At 42.2% G+C, this 4,932-nt stretch carries 3 protein-coding genes and 2 pseudogenes; 3 read left to right on the top strand and 2 right to left on the bottom strand.

Annotated elements, in window-relative coordinates; genetic code table 11:
• Window positions 1-89: 89 nt before the first annotated feature.
• Window positions 90-1,148, bottom strand: a complete 1,059-nt coding sequence (locus HMPREF0670_RS02865; RefSeq protein ID WP_316928769.1) for a phage integrase SAM-like domain-containing protein — start codon at window positions 1,146-1,148, stop codon at window positions 90-92.
• 916 nt (window positions 1,149-2,064) lie between these two features.
• Here HMPREF0670_RS02865 and HMPREF0670_RS02860 point away from each other — a divergent pair.
• A pseudogene (locus HMPREF0670_RS02860) lies at window positions 2,065-2,646 on the top strand (alpha/beta hydrolase); the annotation flags it as partial.
• Window positions 2,647-2,813: 167 nt separating this feature from the next.
• Window positions 2,814-3,089, top strand: coding sequence for an alpha/beta hydrolase (locus HMPREF0670_RS02855; protein ID WP_410524373.1), 276 nt, complete (start codon window positions 2,814-2,816; stop codon window positions 3,087-3,089).
• A gap of 369 nt (window positions 3,090-3,458) precedes the next feature.
• Here HMPREF0670_RS02855 and HMPREF0670_RS02850 read toward each other — a convergent pair whose 3' ends face one another.
• On the bottom strand, window positions 3,459-4,334 hold the full coding sequence (locus tag HMPREF0670_RS02850; RefSeq protein WP_004372349.1) for an AraC family transcriptional regulator: 876 nt from the start codon (window positions 4,332-4,334) through the stop codon (window positions 3,459-3,461).
• A 189-nt stretch (window positions 4,335-4,523) separates the two neighbouring features.
• Between HMPREF0670_RS02850 and HMPREF0670_RS17515 the strand changes: the two are divergent.
• A pseudogene (locus HMPREF0670_RS17515) lies at window positions 4,524-4,932 on the top strand (IS1380 family transposase); the annotation flags it as partial.

Here is a 4,932-nt window from a genome sequence, read left to right as displayed (position 1 = left end):
CCCGAATAATCGGGAAAATTAGTGCGCTGACCATATTACAATATGTCAACTTTATTAATAACAAACCCCTCGGAAGAATTAAATACGCACTAAATTAATTCCGCCAACGGGTACTTGTTGTATCTCTGGATTACCCAAAGTTCCTTGTCGGGCATGATGAGTGTTGGCAGGATAGGGAATACACGTTTTCCCAATTCCGGTTCATTGCCATATTCCTCGATTATTTTCTTTAGCTCTTGTGTGATAGGAAATATCACCTCACTTGCACTCTCGTTTCTATCGTGTGTTTTCTGACGGTAGAAACGAAGTTGTTTGCCATGTGTAGAGAAATACCATTCATCATATTCAAGGCGAAGTGTGTCTGCCAAGTTCTGTCCATCGCCAAGATACATGAAAAGGAACAATCCCAAATCACGGAACACAGTTTCTTTCTCATGGGAGTAGAATAGTTCTTTTCCTTTTTCGTCTCTGGCTTCTTTCTTCTCCCAGAAGTCATAAAGTTGGCGCATTGTTGCTACATCTAAGAATTCATGCTTTCGGCTATTGGACTTGTTGTAGCCAGTATCCTTAAACATTTCTTTGGTATCACCCTTGATGAGCCCTTCATCTATACATACTTTGATAATAGCTCTGAATGTGCGTAAGCTGATACCGATAGTTGTGGCATTCAATCCATACTTCTTCATCGCCTTAGTCCATTTCAGGATAAAAGCTCTATCAATGTCACCGAAAGAAACATTGGTTCCCATCTGTTTTACAAATCTTCGTTTCACATCGATGTTGGTACGAGCCGTTCCCAGTTTATCTATTTTTCTGTCAGCGATGTATTTATCCCAAACAGAATAGATGGTTCTCTCTTCGGGTGTAATCCCACTGAAACGTTCTTGAAGTCTTTTCAGAGTGAAGATGCCGTTATCAACAAGTGCATTGACCATATCCTCAACTTTGGAGATACGGGTACGCAGCTCTTTTCTTTCTGTGGCATTCTTGTTTCTCCCTTGACGTTCGAGCTCGCACAGCACTCTCCATTCTTCAAGTTTATATGTCTTGCCAATACGCAGATAAACCTTCTTGCCATTGTATTGAATTCTGATAGCAACAGGAAACTCTTGTTCCTCGTCACCGTTGGCTCTACGAGGATCCAGCATGAGTGTACCTGTAACGCTTCCGTTAGAAGAAACGAACTTGCTAAAAGTGGTCTCTCCACGGTCTCGATACTGTTTATTTGACAAAAAAACACCTCATCGGTGAACTTTCTGAAATTCTTCTCCATAGAAAAGTCTACTGTTTATAAGGGTTAGAGCATAAAATCGGTGAACTTTTGGTGAACTTTCTGACCTCAATTCTGTGCAAATTTACGGAATTTCAAGAAATCTACAAAATAAATAACTAACTAATTATCAGTGTATTGCAATGTATTGCTATTTCCTGAAATATCCCCAAATATGATTCATAATCCGGAGGTCGTGGGTTCGGGTTCCACCCCCGCTACAAAGATTGATTAAGGGAATTACAATGGTTGTTGTAATTCCTTTTTGTTTATGCCCTATTATGGTGAATAATTTTTTAATTAGGATTGTGCTATGATCTTTTTGTAATCTTGATGGTTTTCCTCTTTTATCTTTTTGTTGTATGGTTGTCTGATTTTGCACCAATGTTTGTGGTGCGCAAATAATGCGAACAAGCGAAGTAGAGAATCTTTTACTCACTCCCGCATCTTACCAAACTTAGTGGTATATGTTGCAAATTGGGCTTGATAGCGATGCTGCATGGGCGAGTCGGCAATGCTGCAATGGCTTTGCAGTGAGGTACTTTTGTGTAGTTGAGTTTTCTATATTTCTGGATTGCGGTGGCAGGGAAGTCGGGAGAGTTTTTTTATTCATCCTCATTCTTGTGATTTCCAGTAATAGATATACGAAAAAATGAAGGGTAAGTCTATGAAAGTCAAACTATTTTGTTATCTTTGCATATAAATAATCTAACAATCAGAGTTCTTTCTTCGAAGATGAAAAGACTATAAATTTGTCTGGCAGAGGAATGTGCTCCATTAGAATAAAACAGAATATGAAACTACACAAGCTCTTTATGATGTTTGGCTTGGCATTGGCGATTATTCCGACCAGTGCTCAGCGTACTTTCGATTTGAAACTTTATGATGGACGTCCTACGTATGTTAGCAGCGACGCTAACGATACTGCGAAGGTGCGTGTATATCTTCCAGAAGAGAAGATGGCAACAGGCCGTGCCGTAGTGATTTGTCCTGGAGGAGGCTATGTAGGGCTCGCCATCGGGCATGAAGGTTACGATTGGGGAGAATTTTTCCAAAGTCAGGGGATTGCTGCCGTAGTCTTGAAGTATCGTTTTCCGCGCGGTAACCCCAATGTTCCCATTTCGGATGCAGAGAATGCCTTGAAACTTGTGCGCCGGCATGCGGAGGCTTGGAAAATCAATAGCAATGATGTGGGGATTATGGGCTCTTCTGCCGGGGGGCATCTTGCCGCTACGATTGCTACGACTGCGCCCGACGGGGCAAAACCTAATTTCCAGATTTTGTTCTATCCGGTTATCTCTATGATGGAAGGATATGGTCATGCGGGCAGTTTACACCATCTTTTGGGTTCTTCCGTTAAATGCGTAGATGAGGAATTTTGTTTTTAGTAAGGATGAATTTTTAATATCATTTCTCACCATTTCTACTATCCTCATTTTTAGTTAGTTATATTTTCTGTTGTTGCCTTATTAGGTGACGGATCTGTTTACCCGTAAAAGTTAATTATTGTACAAATCTATCCATTTAACGGAAGAACCATCTTTTGGGCAATCTTCCCAGTGAGTCCGATCAGCGTAAATATAGTGCCGATATGAATGTGAGCCATACCACACCACGGGCATTTATTGTGCTTAGCGACGACGATGATGTTGTTCCGTCGGCTAATGGGGTGAACTACTATCTCGCGCTTAACAAGAACGGTGTTCGTAGCTCTTTGCATGTATTCCCCAGCGGTGGTCATGGTTGGGGCTGTAAGGTGGGTTTTCGCTACCATGCAGAGATGATGATGGCCCTCAAGGCGTGGCTTAGGAGTTTTTAGGGGATAGAGATGTTTCTCATAAAAATAGTCGGACTAGTTATATCGGTCCGACTATTTCTTTTGTTTAAGTGTTGTCGAAAAATGTCATATCGGGCCGACAAAACGCCCGACTGAGTCGTTTGGACGTTATGTCAACTGACAAAGTCTACTTTTCATTTGCTTAAAGATTCTATTAATGTGACAAAGCTTGTTTTCTATTTACTTGAAAGTTTTGTCCATGTGACAGAGTCTATTTTCCATTTGGTTGGGCATTATGTCAGCTGACAATGTCTGCTTTCCATCCGCTTAGAGGTTTTGTCGATGTGGCAGAATGATGCGTCATGTTCCGAAATCAAAATCCCGTGCTATCTTGATTTCGCCGAACTTTGGTTATTTCGTCTGCTCTCTAAACTCACTAGGTCTCAGATTTATTTTTGCTTTAAATTTTGCAGAGAAGTAATCCGGAGAGTCAAAACATAGTTTGTAGGCAATCTGTTTGACGCTCAAATTTGTCGTAGAAAGTAGTTCCTTGGCTCGTTGCAGGCGCAGTTCTTGCTGGTAGAGGGCAGGGGAGACGCCTGTAAACTCTTTGAACAGTTTACGGAAATTACTATAGCTCACGCCCATGTCTGTCGCTATCTGCTGTATGGTGAGATTTTCTTCCAGTGCTTCTCTGATGCGCTTGCGGGCTCGGTTGACCATGTTGACATGCTCTTGGTTCTTGCCGAGTTCTATGTTGCGCTCCAAGCTATACATCATGCCGATGAGCAAATTGACCACGCCGGCCAGTGTCCTTTGCGTGTGAACGGCTTCTTCTTGAGCCGTGTCGAGCGCATAGTGATACAAATCTTCCAGACGGTCCATGTAGCCCACGTGATAGACGGGCTTGGTAGGGGAGAGGAAGCCGTTTTTTACGCGTGCATCCATATTCTCGCCTTTGAATCCTATCCAGTAGCTTTGCCATCCAATGTTTTTGGAGGGATGGTACGTATGCCATTCTCCGGGGAACAGCAAGAAGAAGTCGCCGGCCTTAATTCTTCGCTCCTCTACCGACGAAGACTTGAACACGCCCTCGCCGGCTGTGATGTATAATAACTGATATTCGTTGAGAATGCGTCCTCGTTCTACTTTGAAGTAATAGCCGTCTGCATGCCCGTGAGTAGGATAATCCTCTCCCGGAATGATATGTTCGTAGCCAACCGTAGAAACCGTCAGTCCCCACTGTGTATCACGAAAGTTGGCTATCAGATATTTACTTTCTTGCATTTCGTTCTGTTTAGGTTTCTAATGATGATACGAATTTAGCTAAATATTTTTATAATACCTTAATTTCGCAGCATAAATTTTTGTGAGAACTCCAAGTGCCTGAGAAACAAAGTTCTCAAAACACTTGGATATGTCAGAAATTTCACCTATCTTGGTGCTGCTAACATAACAAGTAAGCAAAAATTTGACATGACAAAGGTAGCAATTAAAAACGAGAATATCACTTCTTACGGTGGAATTTATCATATCCTGGACGTTTTCTCAAAGTTGGGCTTTGAAAAACTTACCGAATCTGTATTGGGCAAACGTGGAAGTAGCGGCAAGCATTCAGCCATGGAAGTATTTTCGGCTCTCTCTTCTTCAGTTATCTTTGCGGTGGGGGTTGCCTTGAGGATATCAATGCGCTTATAGGGCAGTTCAAGCAGATATCTGATACGCTATTACCCGGTGCCGACACTGTGGGACGCGGACTGAAGGAGCTTGCCGAAGAGAACATTATCTACAAGAGCGAGACATCAGGCAAGTCTTATAGTTTCAACACTGCAGAGAAGCTGAACACCTTACTTTTACGGATGATACGGAGGATGGGGCTTATAAA

The organism is Prevotella sp. oral taxon 317 str. F0108 (genome assembly GCF_000162415.1).
GTDB lineage: Bacteria > Bacteroidota > Bacteroidia > Bacteroidales > Bacteroidaceae > Prevotella > Prevotella conceptionensis.
The sequence above is the reverse complement of the archived record's forward strand: the minus strand, read 5'-3'. Positions and strand labels throughout refer to the sequence as shown.